Origin of the sequence: Knoellia altitudinis (genome assembly GCF_042666355.1) — a bacterium.
Classification (GTDB): Bacteria; Actinomycetota; Actinomycetes; order Actinomycetales; family Dermatophilaceae; genus Knoellia; species Knoellia altitudinis.
Map to the genome: position 1 here is coordinate 684142 of NZ_JBHTDK010000001.1, position 19131 is coordinate 703272.

Annotated in this window: 21 protein-coding genes; 7 read left to right on the top strand and 14 right to left on the bottom strand. The window is 70.0% G+C overall.

All coding sequences use genetic code 11. The features are described from left to right. The first annotated feature begins 3 nt into the window (after positions 1-3). Positions 4-1497: an aminopeptidase P family protein gene (locus ACFQW8_RS03120; RefSeq protein WP_380085517.1), complete on the top strand. Its 1494-nt coding sequence runs from the start codon at positions 4-6 to the stop codon at positions 1495-1497. A 19-nt stretch (positions 1498-1516) separates the two neighbouring features. Here the strand turns inward: ACFQW8_RS03120 and ACFQW8_RS03125 are convergent, their stop codons facing one another. The 4 genes from ACFQW8_RS03125 to ACFQW8_RS03140 form a co-directional block, all read right to left on the bottom strand. Next, complete coding sequence (locus tag ACFQW8_RS03125; protein ID WP_380085518.1) at positions 1517-2263, bottom strand: PIG-L deacetylase family protein; 747 nt, start codon at positions 2261-2263, stop codon at positions 1517-1519. 67 nt (positions 2264-2330) lie between these two features. Further along, the gene (locus ACFQW8_RS03130) at positions 2331-2909 is read right to left on the bottom strand and encodes a general stress protein (RefSeq protein WP_380085519.1); all 579 of its coding nucleotides are present in this window, start codon (positions 2907-2909) and stop codon (positions 2331-2333) included. 80 nt (positions 2910-2989) lie between these two features. Then, the gene (locus tag ACFQW8_RS03135) at positions 2990-4204 is read right to left on the bottom strand and encodes an acyl-CoA dehydrogenase family protein (protein ID WP_380085520.1); all 1215 of its coding nucleotides are present in this window, start codon (positions 4202-4204) and stop codon (positions 2990-2992) included. Positions 4205-4368: 164 nt separating this feature from the next. Further along, positions 4369-5292: a hypothetical protein gene (locus ACFQW8_RS03140; protein ID WP_380085521.1), complete on the bottom strand. Its 924-nt coding sequence runs from the start codon at positions 5290-5292 to the stop codon at positions 4369-4371. 224 nt (positions 5293-5516) lie between these two features. Between ACFQW8_RS03140 and ACFQW8_RS03145 the strand changes: the two genes are divergently transcribed. After that, entirely contained in the window at positions 5517-6377 is an 861-nt protein-coding gene (locus tag ACFQW8_RS03145) for a serine protein kinase RIO (RefSeq protein WP_380085522.1), read from the top strand. 39 nt (positions 6378-6416) lie between these two features. Here the strand turns inward: ACFQW8_RS03145 and ACFQW8_RS03150 are convergent, their stop codons facing one another. From ACFQW8_RS03150 to ACFQW8_RS03160, 3 genes are all read right to left on the bottom strand, one after another. Further along, positions 6417-7124, bottom strand: a complete 708-nt coding sequence (locus ACFQW8_RS03150) for a L,D-transpeptidase family protein (RefSeq protein WP_380085523.1) — start codon at positions 7122-7124, stop codon at positions 6417-6419. Between the two features lie 96 nt (positions 7125-7220). After that, on the bottom strand, positions 7221-8090 hold the full coding sequence (locus ACFQW8_RS03155; RefSeq protein WP_380085524.1) for an HpcH/HpaI aldolase/citrate lyase family protein: 870 nt from the start codon (positions 8088-8090) through the stop codon (positions 7221-7223). Further along, positions 8090-9190: an HpcH/HpaI aldolase/citrate lyase family protein gene (locus ACFQW8_RS03160; RefSeq protein WP_380085525.1), complete on the bottom strand. Its 1101-nt coding sequence runs from the start codon at positions 9188-9190 to the stop codon at positions 8090-8092. Before ACFQW8_RS03160 ends, ACFQW8_RS03155 begins: the two co-directional genes overlap by 1 nt. A gap of 54 nt (positions 9191-9244) precedes the next feature. Here ACFQW8_RS03160 and ACFQW8_RS03165 point away from each other — a divergent pair, with 54 nt between their 5' ends. From ACFQW8_RS03165 to ACFQW8_RS03180, 4 genes are all read left to right on the top strand, one after another. After that, complete coding sequence (locus ACFQW8_RS03165; protein ID WP_380085526.1) at positions 9245-9790, top strand: hypothetical protein; 546 nt, start codon at positions 9245-9247, stop codon at positions 9788-9790. Positions 9791-9869: 79 nt separating this feature from the next. Then, complete coding sequence (locus ACFQW8_RS03170) at positions 9870-11150, top strand: magnesium transporter MgtE N-terminal domain-containing protein (protein WP_380085527.1); 1281 nt, start codon at positions 9870-9872, stop codon at positions 11148-11150. Then, positions 11143-11736 carry a DUF1003 domain-containing protein gene (locus tag ACFQW8_RS03175; RefSeq protein ID WP_380085528.1) on the top strand — a complete coding sequence of 198 codons (594 nt, stop codon included), beginning with the start codon at positions 11143-11145 and terminating at the stop codon, positions 11734-11736. Before ACFQW8_RS03170 ends, ACFQW8_RS03175 begins: the two co-directional genes overlap by 8 nt. A gap of 9 nt (positions 11737-11745) precedes the next feature. Next, positions 11746-12891, top strand: a complete 1146-nt coding sequence (locus ACFQW8_RS03180; protein ID WP_380085529.1) for an Mrp/NBP35 family ATP-binding protein — start codon at positions 11746-11748, stop codon at positions 12889-12891. Positions 12892-12946: 55 nt separating this feature from the next. Here ACFQW8_RS03180 and ACFQW8_RS03185 read toward each other — a convergent pair whose 3' ends face one another. Genes ACFQW8_RS03185 through sigE form a run of 4 tightly spaced genes read right to left on the bottom strand, consistent with a single transcriptional unit; the run spans position 12947 to position 16103 of the window. Beyond that, positions 12947-13351: a hypothetical protein gene (locus ACFQW8_RS03185; protein ID WP_380085530.1), complete on the bottom strand. Its 405-nt coding sequence runs from the start codon at positions 13349-13351 to the stop codon at positions 12947-12949. Between the two features lie 27 nt (positions 13352-13378). Beyond that, entirely contained in the window at positions 13379-14893 is a 1515-nt protein-coding gene (locus ACFQW8_RS03190; RefSeq protein WP_380085531.1) for a S1C family serine protease, read from the bottom strand. Beyond that, on the bottom strand, positions 14890-15459 hold the full coding sequence (locus ACFQW8_RS03195; RefSeq protein ID WP_380085532.1) for a hypothetical protein: 570 nt from the start codon (positions 15457-15459) through the stop codon (positions 14890-14892). Before ACFQW8_RS03195 ends, ACFQW8_RS03190 begins: the two co-directional genes overlap by 4 nt. Further along, on the bottom strand, positions 15456-16103 hold the full coding sequence (sigE, locus tag ACFQW8_RS03200) for an RNA polymerase sigma factor SigE (RefSeq protein ID WP_380085533.1): 648 nt from the start codon (positions 16101-16103) through the stop codon (positions 15456-15458). The genes ACFQW8_RS03195 and sigE overlap by 4 nt, the downstream gene beginning before the upstream one ends. Positions 16104-16205: 102 nt before the next feature. On the opposite strand from sigE, the gene ACFQW8_RS03205 reads away from it, so the two are divergent. Further along, complete coding sequence (locus ACFQW8_RS03205; protein ID WP_380085534.1) at positions 16206-16841, top strand: O-methyltransferase; 636 nt, start codon at positions 16206-16208, stop codon at positions 16839-16841. 105 nt (positions 16842-16946) lie between these two features. Here ACFQW8_RS03205 and ACFQW8_RS03210 read toward each other — a convergent pair whose 3' ends face one another. From ACFQW8_RS03210 to ACFQW8_RS03220, 3 genes are all read right to left on the bottom strand, one after another. Further along, positions 16947-17312 (bottom strand): hypothetical protein, encoded by a 366-nt coding sequence (locus ACFQW8_RS03210; protein WP_380085535.1) that lies wholly within the window; start codon positions 17310-17312, stop codon positions 16947-16949. Continuing rightward, entirely contained in the window at positions 17309-18829 is a 1521-nt protein-coding gene (locus tag ACFQW8_RS03215; RefSeq protein ID WP_380085536.1) for a leucyl aminopeptidase family protein, read from the bottom strand. The genes ACFQW8_RS03210 and ACFQW8_RS03215 overlap by 4 nt, the downstream gene beginning before the upstream one ends. 76 nt (positions 18830-18905) lie before the next feature. Then, positions 18906-19082: a DUF3117 domain-containing protein gene (locus ACFQW8_RS03220; RefSeq protein WP_082569572.1), complete on the bottom strand. Its 177-nt coding sequence runs from the start codon at positions 19080-19082 to the stop codon at positions 18906-18908. Positions 19083-19131: the final 49 nt, after the last annotated feature.

Here is a 19131-nt window from a genome sequence, read left to right on the forward strand (position 1 = left end):
GGTGTGAGCGAAGAGCAGAAGCAAGCCGAGAACCGCGCCCGCCCGACGACCGAGGAGTTCCGCGGCTTCGTCCGCGAGGACTGGGCCGAGCGTCGACCGCAGGCTGACGGCCGGGCACCGGCGGCGGAGTATGCCGCGGCTCGCCGTGCGCTGGTCAGTGCCGCCTTCCCGAAGCAGCGGCTCATCGTGCCCGCCGGTGGCCTCAAGGTGCGCAGCAACGACACCGACTACGTCTTCCGCCCCCACAGCGCCTTCGCCCACCTCACCGGACTCGGTGCCGACCGTGAGCCCGACGCCGTGCTCGTGCTCGAGCCGACCGGTGACGGTCACGAGGCGATCCTCTACTTCCGGCCCCTCGGCGAGCGTGACAGCGACGACTTCTTCGCGGACGCCCGCTACGGCGAGTTCTGGGTCGGTGCGCGCCCCAGCCTGGCCGACCTCGAGCTCGAGCTCGGACTGACGGCCCGGCACGTCGACGAGTTCGAGGCTGCCGCGGCGAAGGACGCCGGTGAGGTCACCGTCCGCCTGGTTCGTGACGCCGACCGCGACCTCACCCGGACCCTCGACTCCGCGCGCGTCGAGAACGGCGCTGCCGAGGAGTCTCTCGTCGAGAGCGACGACGCGCTGGCACATGCGCTGTCGGTGCTCCGCCTGACCAAGGACGAGTTCGAGATCGAGCAGATGCGCGAGGCCGTCGCCGGCACCCACGTCGGGTTCGAGGCCGTCATCGCCGAGCTCACCACGGCGGTCGAGCTCGGCCGCGGGGAGCGATGGATCGAGGGGATCTTCGGGCTCCACGCACGACACCAGGGCAACGGAGTCGGCTACGACTCGATCGCCGCGGCGGGCGACCACGCCAACACGCTGCACTGGATCAGGAACACCGGTGACGTCGCCGACGGCGACCTGGTCCTGCTCGACGCCGGAGTCGAGGTCGACTCCCTCTACACCGCGGACATCACCCGCACCCTTCCCGTGAGCGGCACCTTCACCGACACGCAGCGCGAGATCTACGACGCCGTGTATGCCGCGCAGGAGGCCGGGATCGCTGCGGCCCGGCCGGGAGCCAAGTTCTCCGACATCCACGCCGCGGCCATCCGCGTCATCGCCGAGCACCTGCATGCGTGGGGACTGCTGCCCGAAGGCGTGTCGGTCGACGACACCCTGGACACCGAGCACGGCCAGTACCACCGACGCTGGATGGTGCACGGCACGTCACACCACCTCGGCCTCGACGTCCACGACTGTGCCCTCGCCACGCGCGCCGAGTACATGGACGCCGAGCTCACGCCCGGCATGGTGCTCACCGTCGAGCCCGGCCTCTACTTCAAGGCCGACGACCTCAAGGTGCCCGAGAGGTTCCGTGGCATCGGCGTGCGCATCGAGGACGACATCGTCATCACGCAGGACGGCAACGAGAACCTCTCCGCAGCCATGCCGCGCTCGAGCGCCGACGTCGAGGCCTGGATCGCAGACGTCCGCGAGGAGAACGCCTGACCGTCCCGGACAGCCGGGCTCAGCGGCGGTTGACGACGTCGAGCGCGACGGCGTGCGTGACGCCCTCGGCCTGCGCTGCCTGGGCACCCATCTCGAGGATCATGGGCACGAGCTGGTCCGGCTTGGGGAACTCGTCCGGCAGCGCGGAGTTGTAGGCCGCGTGCTCCTCCAGGGACGCCACGGCCACCGCGACCTTGTCTCCGACGTCGACGTAGTGCGTCGGGTTCATCGACCCCGCGAACGCGAGCATCCCGACGTTCCACGGCTCGAAGCCCTCGTTGACGAGCTCGGGGAAGATCCACCGGTTGCCGGCGTCCGCAACGGCATCGGCGCAGGCCAGTCCCACCGCCCGGTGGTCGGCCTGGTTCAGCATGCCCTGGACGAACCGGTTCCCGTAGTCGCCAGTGATGACGAACTCCGGCTTCCTGCGCCGGATCTCGCGGGCGATGTCGCGACGGAGGTCCAGTGAGTACTCGACGTTCCCGTCCTTGTGGTCGCCGAAGTCCACCTCGGTGACGCCGACGACCGCGGCACTCGCGCGCTCCTCGGCCTCACGCGCCGGGCCCGCCTCGGCCGGAGACATCGTGTCGATGCCGGCCTCGCCGCGGGTGAGCAGGAAGTAGGTGACCGTCTTGCCCGCCGCGGTCCACTTGGCCACGGCGGCGGCCGTGCCGTACTCGATGTCGTCGGGGTGGGCGACGACGCACAGGACCGAGGAGAAGTCCTCGGTCAGCGATTCCAGAGGGGCGTTCCGGGGCGCATCCATGGATCTCAGGCTAGACCTGCGGGTGGTCGTCCATCAGCCCGTTGCGCATCACCAGCAGTGCGGACGGTCAGCCCGTCGCCGACGTGCCGGGGTGGGTCCGGCGAGCCGCTTCCTGTGCCCGCTGCGCCTCTGCCTGAGCCGCTGCCATGGGATCCATCTCGGCGATGAGCTCACGCCCACGGGTGGCGTGCTTGTGCTCGGTGAGCACTTCGTACTTCGTCGCGACGACCTGGGTCACGGACGTGAAGTCCCGCTGACCACCGGTGAGCGAGTAGCCGACCAGCGCCCAGATGGCACCGAACACGGACCCGAAGACCACGGTGGCGACGACGGAGGTCCACGAGAAGCCACTCGTGTCGAACAGCGCGAAGATCAGGCCGATGAGCAGACCGAGCCAGGCGCCGGACAGCAATCCACCGAGCAGGATCCGGCTTCGCGTGAGCCGGCCCGTGACCCGCTCGAGCTGCTTGAGGTCGGTGCCGACGATGAGGACGTTCTCGACGGGGAACTCGTGGTCGGACAGGTAGTCCACGACCTTCTGCGCCGACGCGTAGGTGTCGTGCACGCCGAGGGACATGGGGTACTCGAGGGACAGGATCCGGGCAGCGGCCGCGGGCCCGAGACCGCGCGTCGGTTGGGTGCTCATGGCCCCAGTCTCCCACCTGGGACTGGACGACGGCTGAGAGGTGGCTGGCCGGCATACGGGACGGTCCGGCGCCGCAGGCGTCAGCGCTTGAGCGCGTACTCCTCCAACAGCCGGCGACCGATGATCATCTTCTGGATCTCGGCGGTCCCCTCGCCGATGAGCAGCATGGGCGCCTCGCGGTAGAGCCGCTCGATCTCGTACTCCTTGGAGTAGCCGTAACCACCGTGGATGCGGAAGGACTGCTCCACGACGTCGTGGCAGTACTCGGCGGCGAGGTACTTGGCCATGCCGGCCTCGAGGTCGTTGCGCTGCCCAGCGTCCTTGAGGCGGGCGGCCTTGACCATCATCTGGTGCCCGGCCTCGACCTTGGTCGCCATGTCGGCGAGGCGGAACATGATCGCCTGGTGCTGCGCGATCTGCTTGCCGAAGGTCTCGCGCTGCTGGGCGTAGGCGATGCCGAGCTCGAAGGCGCGACGGGCGAGCCCACAGGCGCGCGCGGCGACGTTGACGCGGCCGACCTCGACCCCGTCCATCATCTGGTAGAAACCCTTGCCGGGCACTCCGCCGAGGATCTGCGCGGAGGTCGTCTCATGTCCTTCGAGGATGAGTTCCGTTGTGTCGACGCCCTTGTAGCCCATCTTGTCGATCTTGCCGGGCACCGTGACACCCGGTGCGGTCTGTCCGAAGCCGGGCTCCTTCTCGACGAGGAACGTCGTCATGTTCTTGTAGGGCGAGTCGGACTCACCGAGGTCGGTCTTGACGAGAACGGCCACGAGGTTCGACGAACCACCGTTGGTCAGCCACATCTTCTGGGCGTTGACCGTCCACTTCTGGTCCTCGCCCTCACCCTCCCCGGCGATCGCCTTGGACTTGATCGCGGCCACGTCGGAGCCCAGCCCCGGCTCGGACATCGAGAACGCGCCGCGGACCTCCCCGGTCGCCATGCGCGAAAGGTAGCGCTGCTTCTGCTCCTCGGTGCCGTGCTGCAGCAGCATGTAGGCCACGATGAAGTGCGTGTTGATGATGCCGGACACCGACATCCAGCCGCGCGCGATCTCCTCGACGCACAGCGCGTAGGTCAGCAGCGACTCCCCCAGACCGCCGTACTCCTCCGGGATCATCAGCCCGAAGATCCCCATCTCCTTCATGCCCTCGACGATCTCGGTGGGGTACTCGTCCGCGTGCTCGAGCTGCTGCGCCACCGGGAGGATCTGCTCCTCGACGAACTGCCGCACGAGCTTGATCAGCTCGCTCTGCTCGTCCGTGAGACCTTCAGTGCGCTGGAGCCGGGACATGCGTGGAAACCACCTTCGTCGGGGGTGTGGGCAGACCTTTCGAGTATGCCGCCCGCCCCCCTCCGCGCCCACCGATCCCGGGTGTGAGTCCCCCCACCCGAACGCGCCTGAGCCGGCAGGTCGGGTGCGTGCACCCGATCTGCCGGCTCAGCGGCGACGCCGGGTCAGGGCAGGTCGACGAAGGGCTCGAGGAAGTCCCGGGCGCTCTCGGAGTCGAGCCGGTAGGCGACGTTGGTGGCATAGCAGGGAGCGTCACCGGTGATCGTCGTCGCGGCGAGAACGAGCTCGCCGTCCAGCTCGACGAAGTTGGGTCCACCTGAGTCTCCGTAGCAGGCGCCGCCGAGACCTCGCGACGCGTTCATCGCCAGCCGGACCCAGGTCGGGTTGAGCGCGTTGAAGTCGACCAGCGCCTTGAGCCGCTCGCCGCCGCCCGGGTGGGTGTGGCCGCCCGGTCCGCGCACCGCCTCGCTGGTGCCGTAGCCGACGGTCAGCCAGTCGGCGGCGTCCAGCGCACGAGAACCCAGCTCGTCGAGCTGACCGGCCGTGGGGAGGGTGGCTGGGATGAAGTCCCACACGTCCTGCGGGGTGACGTCCCAGTCGGCGAAGTCGACGACGCCGATGTCATGGCTGTCGGCACCGTTCCCCGGATAGTCGGGGTCCTGGTGCGGCGTGCCCTCGACGATCCAGCCCTGGTCGAGGAAGTACTGGGTCTTGGTCTCGAGGTAGGCCTCGAGAGCCGCAGGGTCGGTCGGCACTGGACCGTGGTCGACGTCGTAGGCATCGAGCAGACCCTGGACGTCCTGCTCGAGGCTGACGAAGTAGCGGTCGTCGGGGAGCCCACCCGTCGTGCAGTGTGCTGCCGTGAGGTAGGTGTCGTCGTCGACCATCGTCCCGCTGCAGTACCAACGGAGCCGGTCGAGGTAGCCGTCACCGTCGCGGTCGTAGAGGCCGACGAACGCGCCGACCTCCGTGCGCTCCGGTGCCGGGGCCGAGTTGTACGTGTTGATGGCGCTGGAGGGAGCGGCGAAGGCGACGCACGAGGCGATTGCAGCCAGGGCGGTCGCGGCGGCGGTGAGAGGTCTGCGCATGGTTGTCCCTTTCATGGCTGCCCGGACGGGCTCCCTACAACGTAGCCACTGCCACGCCCGAGCGGGCCGGAAATGCAGTGGCAGGCGCCGTCCCTCGTCTGGGACGCTGGGACCCAGACGCACGGCACACGCCGCCGTGCACCGGACTCCGAGGAGGCACGACATGTCCACGACTGTCCTGGGCCGTTCCTGCGCCCTGCACCTTCTGCACACGGAGTCCCACCATGCCCTTGCACGACAGCACCACCGAGTCACCGCTCTTCGCCACTGACAGCTTCCCCGACGCCCCACCCGAGGGCGAGCGCTGGTCCTCCTGGGACGGCGCCATGCACGGCCCCACCCCCCGACCCGACTGGGTCATCACCGCCCTCGGCGCCGTCGAGGAGGACCTCGGCGTCCTCAAGACCGGCAAGGAGGCAGATGTCCACCTGATCCGGCGCTGGGTCCCGAGCCTCCCGGCCGCCACGGCCACACCGGCCCGGGACAGCCTGCTCGCTGCCAAGAGATACCGCGGCAGCGAGAACCGGCTCTTCCACCGCGACGGCGGCTACCTCGAGGGCCGACGCGTCCGCAAGAGCCGCGAGACAAGGGCCATGGCGCGTCGCACCGAGTTCGGGCGCGCCATGATCGCCGGGCAGTGGGCGGCGGCCGAGTTCGACGCGCTGGGTCGGCTCTGGGAGCTCGGCCTCCCGGTTCCCTATCCGGTGCAGCTCAGCGAGACCGAGATGCTCATGGAGTTCATCGGTGAGGGCCGAACCGCTGCTCCTCGCCTCGTCCAGACGAGGCCGTCTGCGGACCTGCTCCCCCAGCTGTTCGAGGAGTTCCGCGACGTCGTCCTCACCCTCGCCGAGGAAGGCTGGGCGCACGGCGACCTCTCGCCCTACAACGTCCTCGTCCACGACGAGCGGCTCGTCGTCATCGACTGGCCGCAGATCGTCGACGTGGTCGGCAACCCGCACGGCTTCGAGTTCCTCGAGCGCGACATCCGGGTCATGTGCGAATGGTTCAGGCGGCGCGGGCTCGACGTCGACGCCGACCTGCTCTTCGGGGACGCGGCGGCGCGCGCCGCCGGAAGCAGCTGGTGACTCGAGCGGGTCAGCCGAGGTCGGGGCGGCCGGCCGGGGTCAGTAGACCCAGACCCTGCGGCCGATGGCGACCCGTCCCTGGGCCCAGAGCATGTCCTGCGCCGCGGTGCTCACCCGGCAGCAGCCGTGCGAGGCGGGGTAGGGCGGGATGGACTGGGATCCATGGATCGCGAAGTCGCCCTTCCAGTACGTCGGGCGCCACATGGAGCCGAGCGAGCCGTTCTGCCAGCCGTTGGGCCACCGGTAGTAGATCGAGTAGCTGCCGGTGGGCGTGCGAGCCGTCTTCCAGCTCGAGCCCGAGTAGTAGCGCTCGCCACTGCCGGTGCTCGTGTTGAGGACGTAGACCAGGGCGCCGTTGCCGATGACGAAGAGGAGCTGGCGCGCGAGGTCGACCTCGAGCACGTTCCCGCTGGTCGACCTCGGGCGTGTGCGAACGCCTCGGCTGAGCAGGGAGCGCTCGACTGCGGCGACCTTGCCGGTGCGGCTGACCCCGGCCACCTTCTGCAGGGCCCACACGGCCTGCTGCGTCAGGTGCCCGAAGGTCCCGTCGGGCGTGCCCACCCAGTACCTGAGCTGTGCCAGCCGCTTCTGCAACGCGAGGACGTCGGCACCGGTGTGGCCGCGCTCGAGGGTGCGGACTGCTGCGTGGGCAGGGGTCGCGACGACTCCCGCCACCCCGAACGCGCCAGCCCCGACCACTGCGGCCACGGCCGCCCTGCGGCTGACCTCGTGTCGCTGGATGTCCATGACCGCCCTGCCCTTCGTCCGGCTCCCCGTGACTCCCGGAGACGCACCAGAGCGGGCCGGGCCCGCGCTGACACGCAGGATGCTCGAGAACGAACTCTAGCGCTTGGAGATCACGTCGTGAATGGCGAGGACCCGACGCGCCATGTCGACGTGCAGGTTCTCGATCATGCGGCCGTTGTGCGTGACGACACCACTGCCTGCTCCAGCCTCCCAGGCCTCGAGAATGCCGCGTGCATCTGCGACCGCGTCCTCGCTCGGAGCGAAGATGGCGTTGCACGGCTCGACCTGCGCCGGGTGGATGAGGGTCTTGCCGTCAAAACCGAAGTCACGACCCTGGACGCACTCCGCCTCGAAGCCCTCGGCGTTCTTCACGTCGTTGTGCACGCCGTCGAGGATGGCGATGCCCGCCTCCCGAGCCGCGAGCAGCGACAGCTGCAGCGCGGTGACGAGCGGCCCGCGTCCCGGCACATGGTCGGCGTGCAGCTCCTTGACGAGGTCGTTGGTGCCGAGCACGAGGACTGCGAGGCGCGGCGACGCTGCCGCGATCTCACGCACGTCGAACACGGCCCGGGGCGTCTCGATCATGGCCCAGAGCTTCGTGTGCTCCGGCGCGCCGGCGGCCTCGAGCCCAGCCACGAGCGAGCGCACCTCGTCGGCCGAGCCGACCTTGGGCACGACGACGCCGGCCGGTCCGGCAGCAGCGGCAGCGGCGAGGTCGGCCTCGTGCCACCGGGTGCCGATGCCGTTGACCCGGATCGTCACCTCGCGGTTGCCATACGCGCCTGATGCGACTGCGGCACAGGCGTTCTCACGTGCGGCCTCCTTGTGGTCAGGTGCGACGGCGTCCTCGAGGTCGAGGATCAGTCCGTCGACCGGCAGTGTCTTCGCCTTCTCGAGCGCGCGCTCGTTGGAGCCCGGCATGTAGAGCACGGACCGACGAGGCGTGTATGCCGCCTGCCCACCCATCAGGACGCCTCACCGTCAGCGTTCGGTGCCGGCACGGCATACAGGGCTGCGAGGTCGGGGTCGCTCGCACCGAGACGCTCGGCCAGCTCGAGGATGACGAGGCACTGCTTGAGCGAGGCGTCGTCCTCCATCCTGCCGTCGAGCATGACGGCGCCTGTGCCGTCACCCATCGCCTCCTTGACCCGACGCGCGTGCGCGACGTCCTCGGCGGAGGGACTGAAGACACGCTTGGCGATGTCGATCTGGACCGGGTGCAGCGTCCAGGTGCCCACGCAGCCGAGGAGGAAGGCGTTGCGGAACTGGTCCTCGCACGCCACGACGTCCTTGATGTCCCCGAAGGGGCCGTAGTACGGGAAGATCCCGTGCATCGCGCAGGCGTCGACCATGCGGGCGATCGTGTAGTGCCAGAGGTCCTGCTGGTAGGTCGCGCGCTCGGCGGCGACCGGGTCCACGCCCTCACCGAGGTCCTTGGCCGGGTCCTGCCGCACGAGGTAGCCCGGGTGTCCGCCACCCACGCGTGTCGTCTTCATGCGACGGTCGGCGGCGAGGTCCGCCGGGCCCAGGCTGATGCCCTGCATGCGCGGCGACGCACCGGCGATCTCCTCCACGTTGGCCACGCCCCGGGCCGTCTCGAGGATCGCGTGGACGAGGATCGGGCGCTTGAGCCCGGCGCGTGCCTCGAGCTGCGCGAGGATGCGGTCGACGTAGTGGATGTCCTCGGGCCCCTGCACCTTGGGCACCATGATGACGTCGAGCCTGTCGCCGATCTCCGTGACCAGGGTGACGAGGTCGTCGAGGACCCACGGGCTGTCGAGGCTGTTGATGCGGGTCCAGAGCTGCGTGCTGTCACCGAAGTCGGTCGCCCTGGCGATGTCGACGAGGCCCTGACGGGCGGCTTCCTTGCGGTCGGCCCTGACGGCGTCCTCGAGGTTGCCGAGGAGGACGTCGACCGTGCCCACCATGCCGGGGACCTTGGCCGCCATCTTCTCGTTGCTGGGGTCGAAGAAGTGGATCATCCGGCTGGGCAGGGCCGGGACCTCGCGCACCGGCGCCGGAGCACCGACGGCGAGCGGGCCGAAGAAGTCCTTGGGTGAGCGCATGTTGCCGGACGCTAGCAGTGCGGGCGAGCCGGGCGTTATGAGACAGTTCACGCCGTGAGCGGCTCGCCGATCCCGACCCCCGGACAGACCTCCGTCAATGTCACGCGCCTCCTGGCCGAGGCCGCAAGCAAGTCCGGCGTGCTGTGGATCGAGATCCCGGACGGCAGCACCCACGCCGTCTGGTTCGTGTGGCACGACGACGAGGATCCTCGTGGCGCAGGGCCCGCCGTCCACGTCGTCTCGGGCATCGGGGAGCAGACGCTGCCCTTCCTTCCCGACGAGGTGACGGTCATCCTGCGCAGCAAGGACACCGGCGCCCGCCTCCTCCGGCTCAGAGCGACCGTGCGCTCCCTCGACCCGGCCTCGCCCAAGTGGGACCGCGCCGCCGAGGTCCTGGTGGCCAAGCGGCTCAACGCGACCGGCGACGTCCTCGCCCGGTGGCGCGAAGGTGCCACGATCCACGTCCTCACGCCACACGGCATACCCGAGGAAGGTCCTGGAGGGTATGCCGCCGGGTCGGGTCGTGTGACCGTCTCCCCCGCCCGCGGCACGACGGCGCGCTGGCGCCCGTGGCACTGGCGCGGTCGCGGACGCAGCTGACTCGCTCAGGCCACCGTCACGACGCGCGCTGACCGGGTCGTGGCGCTGGCACTGCCGCGGACACGACTAGCCTGTCGTCGTGAGCACGAGCACCCGAGTCTTCGTCGGCCGACTGGCCGAGCTGGCCGTGTTCGACCCCCTGGGCGACCCGGTCGGTCGCGTTCGGGACGTCGTCCTGACCTTCAGCGTGCAGCGGTCCAGACCTCGGGTCATCGGCCTCGTCGTCGAGGTGCCCGGCCGCCGCCGCGTCTTCGTGCCGATGACACGCGTAACCTCCGTCGATGGTGGGCAGGTCATCACGACCGGCCTCGTCAACATGCGTCGCTTCGAGCAGCGTCCCAACGAGACCCTCGTCCTCGCCGAGCTCATCGAGCGCCACGTGCAGGTGCGTGACGAGCAGGGCGAGACCGTCGAGGCCACCGTCGAGGACATCGGCCTCGAGCAGAACCACGCCCGCAGCTGGTCGGTGACGCGTGTCTTCGTCCGGCGCACGTCCAACCGCACCCCGCTGACCCGTCTCGGGCGCCGACGGGGTGAGACGTTCGTCGTCCCCGTCGAGGACGTCACGGGCCTGCGCGACACGGCCGACGAGCAGAGCGCCGCGCGGCTGCTCGAGCACTACGAGGACCTCAAGCCAGCCGACCTCGCCGAAGCCATCCACGACCTGCCCGTCAAGCGACGGGCCGAGGTCGCCGCGGCCCTCGCCGACGACCAGCTCGCCGACGTCCTCGAGGAGCTGCCCGAGGACGAGCAGGTCGAGCTCATCTCCGGACTCGGCAACGACCGCGTCGCCGACGTCCTCGAAGCGATGGAGCCCGACGACGCGGCCGACCTCCTCGCCGAGCTGCCCGCCGAGCGCCAGGAGGAGCTGCTGCAGCTCATGGAGCCCGACGAGGCCGCCGACCTCCGACGCCTGCTGACCTATGACGAGAACACCGCCGGCGGACTCATGACGACCGAGCCGGTCATCCTCGGCCCGGACGCGTCGATCGCCGAGGCGCTGGCCGTGGTCCGACGCCAGGAGCTGTCGACGACGATGGCCTGCACCGTCTTCGTCTGTCGCCCGCCCCTGGAGACCCCCACCGGGAAGTTCCTCGGGATGGTCCACATCCAGCGGCTGCTGCGCGAGCCGCCGCACGCCTCCGTGGGCACCATCCTCGACAAGGACGTCGAGCCCGTCACGACCGAGGCGACCATGGGTCAGGTCACCCGGATGCTCGCGACCTACGACCTCATCGCTCTCCCGGTGGTCGACGAGAACGGCCTGCTCGTCGGCGCCGTCACCGTCGACGACGTCCTCGACCACCTGCTGCCGGACGACTGGCGCGATGACCGGCACGAGGTGACGACTCATGGCTGAGCGTCGCGACCGCGCGCCTCGTCTGGACCAGCCTCGCGAGGCTCGCCGCCAGTTCCTCACCCGACCGGAGGCCCTCACCTCGGAGGCTTTCGGTGTGCTGTCCGAGAAGTTCGCGCGCTACATGGGGACGGCGTACTTCCTCATCGGCATGACGTTCTTCGTCCTCGCGTGGGTCGTGTGGAACCTCGCCGCACCGCAGGACTGGCGCTTCGACGAGTACCCCTTCATCTTCCTCACCCTCATGCTCAGCCTGCAGGCGTCGTATGCCGCTCCCCTCATCCTGCTCGCGCAGAACCGACAGGCCGACCGCGACCGCGTGATGCTGGAGCAGGACCGGACCCGGGACGAGCGCAACCTCGCCGACACCGAGTTCCTCACCCGGGAGGTGGCAGCGTTGCGCATCGCGATGCGTGACTCCGCCACCCGTGACTTCGTGCGTGGTGAGCTGCGTGACCTCCTCGACGAGATGGAGGAGCGAGGACTCGTCATCGGCCGGCTCGCCAAGGCGGACAAGCCCGGCCGGCGTGACGCGTCAGACAGCCAGAAGCGCCGGACCGATGAGGGTGGATCGCGGCGCTCGACCTAGCATGGAGCAATGCCTGTCACTGCTGTACCTGTGAGCGACGAGGCGATGCGCGCCGCCCTTGCCACCGTCAACGACCCCGAGATCCGCAAGCCGATCACCGAGCTCGGCATGGTCGAGTCCGTGGAGTGTGACGACACCGGTCGCGTCGCCGTGACGATCCTCCTGACGATCGCGGGCTGCCCGCTCAAGGAGACCCTCACCAACGACACCACCAACGCCCTTCTCAAGGTCGCCGGGGTGAACGCGGTCGACGTCACCCTGGGCGTCATGTCCGAGGAGCAGCGGGCCGAGCTGCGCACCAACCTCCGTGGAGGCGCAGCCGAGAAGGAGATCCCCTTCGCGAAGCCGGGCAGCCTGACCCGCGTGTATGCCGTGGCGTCGGGCAAGGGCGGCGTCGGCAAGTCGTCGATCACGGCCAACCTCGCGGCTGCGTTGGCCCAGCAGGGTCTGAAGGTCGGTGTCGTCGACGCCGACATCTACGGCTTCTCCATCCCGCGCATGCTGGGTGTCGAGCAGCGACCCACGCAGGTCGACGAGATGATCCTGCCGCCCATCGCGCACGAAGTGAAGGTCATCTCGATCGGCATGTTCGTGCCGGGCAACCAGCCCGTCGTCTGGCGTGGACCGATGCTCCACCGGGCGCTCCAGCAGTTCCTCGCCGACGTCTTCTGGGGCGACCTCGACATCCTGCTCCTCGACCTGCCCCCGGGCACTGGCGACATCGCGATCTCGGTCGCCCAGCTCATCCCCGGCGCCGAGATCCTCGTGGTGACGACCCCGCAGCAGGCCGCGGCCGAGGTCGCCGAGCGTGCCGGGGCGATCGCCATCCAGACCCACCAGCGCGTCGCCGGCGTCATCGAGAACATGTCCTGGCTCGAGCTGCCCGACGGCTCCCGTCAGGAGATCTTCGGGTCCGGTGGCGGTCAGATCGTCGCGGACTCGCTCACTCGCAGCATCGGCGCGCCCGTGCCGCTGCTCGGACAGATCCCGCTCGACACGACGCTGCGCATCGGTTCCGACCAGGGCATGCCCGTGGTGCTCAGCGAGTCGACGTCACCCGCGGCGGTGGCCCTGCGCGGCATCGCCCGCGAGCTCGGCACCCGCTCCCGCGGTCTCGCCGGACGCTCCCTCGGCCTCACGCCCTCCGGCCGCTGACAGACCAGGCTCTACGACGCGCATCGAGTGGTCGGCGGCACCGACTGAGCTGGACCTACGTGGCGTCGACGTCGTAGGGCGTGGGACGCAGCGGGTCCCAGCCACCCTCGTCCGACCCGAAGGTCAGCGCACTGTCGTCGAGGACGTCGACCTCACCCATGTCGGGGTTGTTGCCGTCCGACTTCAGGCCTGACGCGGCATCCTCGAGGGGCTCGATCAGTGCTTCGCGCACGATCCGCCGCGGGTCGTACTGGCGCGGGTCGTACTGGCGCCAGTTGATGTCCTCGTAGTCGGGCCCGAGCTGGTCCTTGAGCTGCCCCTTGGCGCCCTCGGCCATCACCCGCCCCTTCTTGATGAGCTGGGCGAGCTTCTGGGCGTACTCAGGCAACCGCTCCGGCCCGAGCACGAAGACAGCGATGAGGGCAAGGAGAACGATCTCCCAGCCATTGATGCCGAACACGCGTCCTCCTGTGCGCTGTGACGCGCGTCAGTCGCTTCTGCCCTGGAGCACCATCTTGACATCCCGGGGCTTGCCGTCACGCAGCACGGTCAGGGTGACCGTCGATCCGACCGGCTTGGACCTGATCGCGACGACAAGGGCATCGGGGTCGATCATGGGTCGACCCTCGAAGGCGGTGATGACGTCACCGGCCTTGAGACCGGCCTTGGCAGCTGGTCCGTCGGGTGTGACCGCGGGGGTGTCACCGGAGTCGTCGGCGATCCGCACGCCCTCACCCTGGAACTCACGATCGAGAAGGACGCCGATGATCGGGTGCTCGGCCTTGCCCGTGCGGATGAGCTGGTCCACCGTGATCTTGACCTGGGCACTGGGGATGGCGAACCCGACACCGATGTTGCCGCTCTGCCCGCCGATGGCATTGCCCGCGACGCGGGCGATGGCCGAGTTGATCCCGATGACGCGTCCCTGCATGTCGAGGAGCGGACCACCAGAGTTGCCCGGGTTGATCGCTGCGTCGGTCTGGATGGCGTTGATGAACGACTGGTCGTCGGCCTCGCCGGGAGTGACCGGCCGGTTGAGCGCCGACACGATGCCGGTCGTCACCGTCGACTCGAGGCCCAACGGCGCGCCCACGGCGATGACCGGGTCGCCGACGACGACCTGGGCCGAGTCGCCGAGCGGCAGGGGGGTGAGGTCGGTGCGGTCGACCTTGAGGACGGCCAGGTCGTAGGACACGTCGCGGCCGACGATGGTCGCCTTGGCCTGCTTGCCGTTGGTGAGCACGACCGTGATCTCGCCCTGGCGGGCTGCCGCCGAGACGACGTGGTTGTTGGTGACGATGTGGCCCTTGTCGTCGAGTACCCAGCCCGAGCCGGTGCCATCGCCCGCATCTGCCTCGACCCGGATGGTCACGACGCTGGGGATGGCCTTGGCGGCGATGTTGGCCACCGAGCCGTCCGGTCGCGTCGTCGCGCCGGCGCCGGGCTCGGGCGTCGGACCACTGGCCTCGGAGCTCGACACGTCAAGGCCGTCGAAGCGGTCGGTGGCTCCCAGCCAGCCGCCGAGGAGACCACCACCCAGGCCCGCGAGCAGGGCAGCGAGGCCCGCGATGAGGAAGACCCCCCACCACCCCGGTCCGCGCTTCCGGTCACGCGCGTCGGTGCTGGGAGCCGCTGACGCGGCATACGGATTCTGCGGGTATGCCGGGTGCTCACCCGAGCCCCAGCCCTGCGGACCGTTGGCGGGTGGCAGGGCCCCGTGGCTCGACCCCGTCGTGGCCTGGTCCCGGGGCGGTGGGGCGTAGGGCGAGGCTGGTGGGGCGTAGTTCGAGGCCGGCTGCGTGTAGCGAGGGGCGGGTTCGCCGTAGGTGGGCGCACGGTCGGCCCATGTCGAGTCACGGGTGGGTTCGTGGGGCGGCAGCAGCGGCGGCTGACCCGGAGGTGGACCGAACTCCTGGGTGTGGCTCAGGTCGACCTCTTGCGTGTGGTCCGGATCGACGCGGGGCTGCTCTGCCTCGTCGTGGCGTTCGCTGTCCTCGGTCATGCCCGCGATTCTGCCTCGCACAGGTCGAGATTCCGAACAGAGGTGCTGCTCGTCCACCCGGTGGAGACACTGCGGGCCCGCAGACCACCCACGGACGGACCAGGTGAGCCGACCGCGGGGCGCACCGACGGGGACGCGCCACCGACCGAGGTGACGGTCGTGGTGACCGCCCCTGTCCCGGCGATGGTAAGGGTCCAGGCGACCGCCGCCGTGGCCCCAGCTGCGGCGGTCGCGATCGCGGCCGACCGCAGGGGACTGCGGTGTGCCGGTGGGGCGGACGGCGCCACCATCTCGAGTGGTGCGCGCTCGCTCGTCTGGGCCGTCGCCGGTCCGGTCATCGACGAGGCGAGCGCGACGAGCTGCGCGTGGAGGCTGCCGGGCATCGACGGGCATCCCGACGCCAGCAGTGACTGGAGCCGGCGCTCGCCGGCGACGGCGTGCTGACAACCCACGCACGAGATGAGGTGCCGGTCCCAGTCGAGGGTGCGCTGCGCCGAGAGCTGGCCCGACACGTAGTCGGGGAGCTCGTCGAGCCGGCAGCGCGAGGGACGCGACAGGTGGATCACACGGCACCTCGCGCGGGCGTGAGGAGCCCCGGCCGGAGTGACGGCGAGGACGCGGGGGCGTTGCGCACCTCGGGGGCACGGTGGGCCAGGGCCTCCCTGAGCTGGGCGCGACCGCGGTGGATGCGGGAGCGCACGGTGCCCAGCTTGATGTCGAGCGTCGCCGCGATCTCCTCGTAGGACAGGCCCTCGATGTCGCAGAGCACCACCGCGGCGCGGAAGTCGGGCGCGAGGGAGTCGAGCGCACGCTGCACGTCGTCGTCGAAGTGCGTGTCGGCGAAGGTCTGCTCCGGGCCGGCCTCACGGGCGGGCAGCCGGGCCGCGGACTCGTCCGAGAGCGCGTCGAACCTGATGCGCTGCTTGCGGCGCATCTTGTCGAGGAAGACGTTGGTCGTGATGCGGTGCAGCCAGCCCTCGAACGTGCCCGGACGATAGGTGTGCAGCGAGCGGAACACCCGGATGAAGACGTCCTGAGTGAGGTCCTCGGCGTCGTGCACGTTGCCGGTGAGGCGATAGGCCAGGCGGTAGACCCGGGCCGAGTGCTCCTCGACGATCTGCTCCCACGACGGCGGCGTCCACTCCCCCGTGGCCGCACCGGCGTCGCTCGTCATCGTCGTCCCCTGCTCCGTGGCCACCTGGCTGTCCATGTCACAGGTGTCTACGCGTCGGAACCGGGAAATGTTCCGGAGAACGCTGTGTGCCGGCTGTGAGTCCGTTCGGGTGTCCCCGCGCGAGTAGGGTTGCCGCCCATGAGCACCCTCAAGCCCGCGAGCTGGTCGTACGCCGAGGACTTCGTCCCCGAGCCCGAGGTGATCGAGCAGGCGCGCTCTCGCGGTCTCGCGTTCGAGGCTGCGACCCCTGTCGGGACCGGTGCGGGCGCGACCCTGCGACTCCTCACAGCGGCCATCGGTGCCAGGCACGTCATCGAGGTCGGCACCGGTGCGGGCACCTCGGGGCTGTGGCTCCTCGCCGGGATGCCCCAGGACGGCGTCCTCACCACGATCGACATCTCGCCGGAGCACCAGAAGGCCGCCCGCGAGGCCTACGCCGCGGCGGGCTACCCGACGCAGCGCACCCGCGTGATCTCGGGGCGCGCCACCGACGTGTTGCCCCGCATGACCGACGGTGCCTACGACATGGTGCTCATCGACGCCGACAAGGCGAGCTACCCGGCATACGTGGAGCACGGGCTCCGGCTGCTGCGCAGCGGCGGCGTGCTGGCCCTCGACAACATGCTCTGGCACGACAAGGTCGCCGACCCCGCGGCACGGGACGGTGAGACCAGCATCCTGCGAGACCTTGGCAAGTCGCTGCGCGACAACGACGACCTCCTGCCGGCGCTGCTCCCGGTCAGCGACGGCCTGCTCATCGCCGTCAAGCGCTGACCCCGACAGCGTCGCCCTGCCGCATTATCGGGTGACCCGATAAAGGGGAGCTCGACCCGGGTTGGCAGCTCGGGTGAAGCGGCACGAAGTCGGGTGGAGCCGCGCTCAGGCGTGGGCGTCGACCCGGGGCCCGGCTCCGCGACGGAAGCCGGCCGGCCCCTCGGCGATCGCCACGACCTCGAACTCCTCGATCGCGATGGGTGAAGAGCCGATGAGCTCGGTGCCCTTGGACTCGGCGGCGGTGGCCTCGAACTCCTCGCGGAAGACCTTGCGCTCCTGCTCGCTGTCGAAGACGTAGGTCCCCTCGAACCACTCACCCTCGCGCATGCGCCACACCTTGAAGGCCAGCCCGTCGAGGAACATGAAGCGGGCGATCGAGGTCCCCACGACGTACTCACGCAGCAGGTCCGGTGCGTTCTCGGGGGCGTCCTCGAGGGACCAACGCACTGCCAGCCCGTATCCGGCGTTCATGAGAGACCTTCCAACCATCGCAGCAGCAGTCGTGCACCGAACCCCGTCCCACCCTTGCCGTGGACTCCGGAGTCGACATCGGACCGGCCGGGACCGGCGATGTCGAGGTGGGCCCAGCGACGCTCCCCCACGAACTCCCGCAGGAAGAGTGCTGCCGTGATCGAGCCACCTCCGACCGAGGGCCCGATGTGGTTGATGTCGGCCACGTCGGACTCCAGTGCCTGACGGTAGGCCTGCACCAGCGGGAAGGGCCAGAGCGTCTCACCTGCTGTCTCGCCGGCTGCACGCAGCTCTTCCGAGAGCTCGCCGTCGGTGGCATAGACCGGCGCCATGCTGCGCGCCAGGGCGACCCTGGCCGCTCCCGTGAGGGTGGCGATGTCGACGAGCACGTCCGGGTCGAGCTCGGCGTCGGCATAGGCCAGCGCGTCCGCGAGGACGATGCGCCCCTCGGCGTCGGTGTTGCCGATCTCGGTGGTCGTCCCACCGAAGTGCGTGACGACGTCACCGGGCCGGTATGCCGCCCCGTCCACCATGTTCTCGGCGAGAGCGAGGAGGCCGGTCACCCGGACCGGCACGTCGAGCTCGCGGCAGGCCGCGAGGACGGCCAGGACAACCGCGGACCCGGACATGTCGGTCTTCATGGCGAGCATCCCTTCGGCCGGCTTCACCTGCAGGCCACCGGAGTCGAAGGTGATGCCCTTGCCGACGAGGACGACGTGGGGGGTCGAGTCGTCCGACCCCTTGGGGGTGTAACCGAGCTGGACGAGTCGCGGCGGAGTCGCAGACCCTCCGCCGACAGCGAGGAGACCTCCGAATCCGCCTGCGGCAAGGGCCTTCTCGTCCCAGACCTTGACATCGAGGCCGGCGCGCGACGCAACGGTGCAGGCCTGCCGGGCCATCCAGGCAGGGTTCTTGATGTTGGAGGGAGTGTTGGCGAGGTTGCGGGCGAGCAGGGTGGCGCGAGCCCGTCGAACAGCCCTCTCCACGACGTCGCCCTCGGCGTCGACGAGGACGACCGCTCCGGCGACGTCCGACCCCGAGGTCCACCCGCCTCCCGTGAGCCTCGCGGGGGCCCATCCGCCGAGGACCGCGCCCTCGACGAACGCTGCCTGTCCGGCCTCGTCGGACGACGGGGCCAGGGCCACGACCTGGGCGCGACCCCGGGTGGCCCGACCTGCGGCGGCACCGGCGGCACGCAGGTCGGCGGGACCCGCGTCACCCAGCCCGACGAGCACCAGCACGCGCACGGGAAGCTCGCCACGCGGCATACGGACCGTCGTCGTGGCTCCTGCGGCCGTGGAGGGCTCGTGGGTCTCGGCCAGCTCGTCCGGTGCGAAGCCCGCCTCCGTCAGCGCGGCGTGGGCGCGACTCTCCCAGGGCCCGTCCCCGTCTCCGTCAACGACGCCCACGACGAGCGCGAGGTCGGTCGGGTCGAGATCGGCGAGGACGTCGGCGAGGGGTCCGTCGGCCGCCGTCCAGGAGGGAAGGGTCGGGGCGAGGAGATCTTCGGCAGGCACGCACTCGACCCTACCGACGACGAGAGGGCCCCCACCATGTCGGTGCGGGCCCTCTCAACACGTCAGAGTCGACGAGTCACTTCTTCAGTGCCTCGCAGTCGTCGATGGCCTGACCCAGCGCTCGCACCTCGTCCGGCGTCATCTCGACGACGAGTCGGCCACCACCCTCCAGAGGCATGCGGAGCACGATGCCGCGACCCTCCTTGGTGACCTCGAGAGGGCCGTCGCCCGTCCTGGGCTTCATTGCCGCCATGGGTGTTCCCTTCGTTGCCGCGGCGCACAGTCGTGCGTCACGTGTTCAC

Excerpts from the sequence above, each read along its gene's own strand:
- ACFQW8_RS03155 (WP_380085524.1), bottom strand. The coding sequence starts at position 8,090 with ATGGGTGGGCAGGCGGCATACACGCCTCGTCGGTCCGTGCTCTACATG.
- ACFQW8_RS03130 (WP_380085519.1), bottom strand. The coding sequence starts at position 2,909 with ATGAGCACCCAACCGACGCGCGGTCTCGGGCCCGCGGCCGCTGCCCGG.
- ACFQW8_RS03125 (WP_380085518.1), bottom strand. The coding sequence starts at position 2,263 with ATGGATGCGCCCCGGAACGCCCCTCTGGAATCGCTGACCGAGGACTTC.
- ACFQW8_RS03140 (WP_380085521.1), bottom strand. The coding sequence starts at position 5,292 with ATGCGCAGACCTCTCACCGCCGCCGCGACCGCCCTGGCTGCAATCGCC.
- ACFQW8_RS03160 (WP_380085525.1), bottom strand. The coding sequence starts at position 9,190 with ATGCGCTCACCCAAGGACTTCTTCGGCCCGCTCGCCGTCGGTGCTCCG.
- ACFQW8_RS03145 (WP_380085522.1), top strand. The coding sequence starts at position 5,517 with ATGCCCTTGCACGACAGCACCACCGAGTCACCGCTCTTCGCCACTGAC.
- ACFQW8_RS03150 (WP_380085523.1), bottom strand. The coding sequence starts at position 7,124 with ATGGACATCCAGCGACACGAGGTCAGCCGCAGGGCGGCCGTGGCCGCA.
- ACFQW8_RS03180 (WP_380085529.1), top strand. The coding sequence starts at position 11,746 with ATGCCTGTCACTGCTGTACCTGTGAGCGACGAGGCGATGCGCGCCGCC.
- ACFQW8_RS03220 (WP_082569572.1), bottom strand. The coding sequence starts at position 19,082 with ATGGCGGCAATGAAGCCCAGGACGGGCGACGGCCCTCTCGAGGTCACC.
- ACFQW8_RS03205 (WP_380085534.1), top strand. The coding sequence starts at position 16,206 with ATGAGCACCCTCAAGCCCGCGAGCTGGTCGTACGCCGAGGACTTCGTC.
- ACFQW8_RS03190 (WP_380085531.1), bottom strand. The coding sequence starts at position 14,893 with ATGACCGAGGACAGCGAACGCCACGACGAGGCAGAGCAGCCCCGCGTC.
- sigE (WP_380085533.1), bottom strand. The coding sequence starts at position 16,103 with ATGGACAGCCAGGTGGCCACGGAGCAGGGGACGACGATGACGAGCGAC.
- ACFQW8_RS03210 (WP_380085535.1), bottom strand. The coding sequence starts at position 17,312 with ATGAACGCCGGATACGGGCTGGCAGTGCGTTGGTCCCTCGAGGACGCC.
- ACFQW8_RS03135 (WP_380085520.1), bottom strand. The coding sequence starts at position 4,204 with ATGTCCCGGCTCCAGCGCACTGAAGGTCTCACGGACGAGCAGAGCGAG.
- ACFQW8_RS03175 (WP_380085528.1), top strand. The coding sequence starts at position 11,143 with ATGGCTGAGCGTCGCGACCGCGCGCCTCGTCTGGACCAGCCTCGCGAG.